The organism is Geomonas sp. (genome assembly GCF_056994735.1).
In genome coordinates, this window is record NZ_JBXKJL010000412.1 from 1 (window position 1) to 1,586 (window position 1,586).

Consider the following 1,586-nt stretch of genomic DNA (forward strand, 5'->3'; position numbering starts at 1 on the left):
AATAAGAAAGTTAAGAGAATTGACATTGACACAAATGGTAAGATAAATATATATACAGATGTATTGTATTCAAATGTACAATGTCCTGATGGAAAGAACAGAAAGTACAAGTTTGGTAGATACAATATATGCGTTAATATATCTAATGGTGATGTTAAGTTCTTTAACTTAGATGAAGAAAATAAGAGAAAGTCTTATTGGGGAGCAAAGGATAACCACCCACATGTAAGTCATAATGGTAGTCCATGTCTTGGTTCAGCAGGTTCATTAATTGCTGATTGCGTTGACCAGTATCAATGGGGAGTATTAGCTGATGTGTTAATTAACTACCTTGAATCTGTAAATCTTGGCGACCCTGCTGGAAAAAACTTTTGGCGTTGGGATGAAATAGACAAGGATGGAAATGTAGTAGAAAAAGGTAAATACAAATTAAGTAGTGATTAGGCGTAAGCCTAGTCCCTCCTTTTTAAGAGGTGAATAAAGTGTTAGCACAGAACATGATACCAGGAATGAAAGTGTTTGTAAAGAATGTAACTGGAAGTGATGGTAGAAGTGTATCATCAGAAAGAAATAATGAAATGTATATAGTTAGAAGAATGGTAAGAGTTGATGAAAGACATGCAAACTCAATGAGTATGTGTGTAGTACATGAGAGAATAAATAATATGGAAGGTAATTACACACGTGCTGACTTAATAGATTTACTTGAATTGCCAAAAAGCTTTAGTAAACGTAATGAAAAATATATTAAAAGGTAGGAGGAACATTAAATGTTCAAGGAAAGAAAGGATGCAGTTCCAGTGATAACGGGAGCAAAGGTTGACCCGATAGTATTTATAATGCCATTAGCATTAGAAAAGATGTACTACTACGTTAAGGAATGTAGTAAAGAGATAGGTTGGTTAGGTCTTGTATCAAAATTTGATAACAAGTTTTTGGTAGAAGATGTATACCTATTTAAACAACAAGTACATTCTGCAACTTGTGAAATTACACCTGGAGGTATAGCAGAGTTTGTTACTGATTTGTTTGTCAATAATCCTGACAATGCAGAGAGAATAATAAACGGTTTGAAACTTTGGGGGCACAGCCATGTAAACATGACAGTTTCACCTTCAGCACAGGATAATTCACAAATGAATACTTTTGCAGATGCAAATGAGTGGTTCTTGCGTGTTATTGCCAATAAGAATGGTGAAATGGAGTTTTCTCTGTTTGATTTCAAACAACAAGTGCAGTACAAAAATATTAAGTGGTGCGAATATAAAGTACCTACTGAACATCTTGAAGAAGCTATCAAAGCAGAAATCAAAGAGAAAGTATCAGAATTTACCTATGCATATGGTGGCGTTGGTAAAGCAACTGCTAGAAGTTATTATGGTTGGGATGAAGATGATTACTATGGTCATGGTGTGGCTAAAAAAAACGAAACAACCGTGGCAACCGTAGCACAAAAACCAACAGTAAGCCAAACAAAGCTAAAAGAGGTAGAAGAAGTTGATGAAGAAACTGCAATACTTGACTATAGTGAATACACTTATGTTAAAGTAGCAGGTGGAGCATACAAAGCAGTAAAAAGGCATGAT

At 34.7% G+C, this 1,586-nt stretch carries 3 protein-coding genes; all 3 read left to right on the top strand.

The window, feature by feature from the left end; all coding sequences use genetic code 11:
* On the top strand, positions 1 to 444 hold a 444-nt coding region (locus tag AC11W3_RS17510), incomplete at its 5' end, for a hypothetical protein (RefSeq protein ID WP_484093453.1).
* Positions 445 to 482: 38 nt separating this feature from the next.
* Complete coding sequence (locus AC11W3_RS17515) at positions 483 to 758, top strand: hypothetical protein (RefSeq protein ID WP_484093454.1); 276 nt, start codon at positions 483 to 485, stop codon at positions 756 to 758.
* Between the two features lie 12 nt (positions 759 to 770).
* Positions 771 to 1,586 (top strand): hypothetical protein (locus AC11W3_RS17520; protein WP_484093455.1); only part of this gene is annotated, 816 nt, incomplete at its 3' end.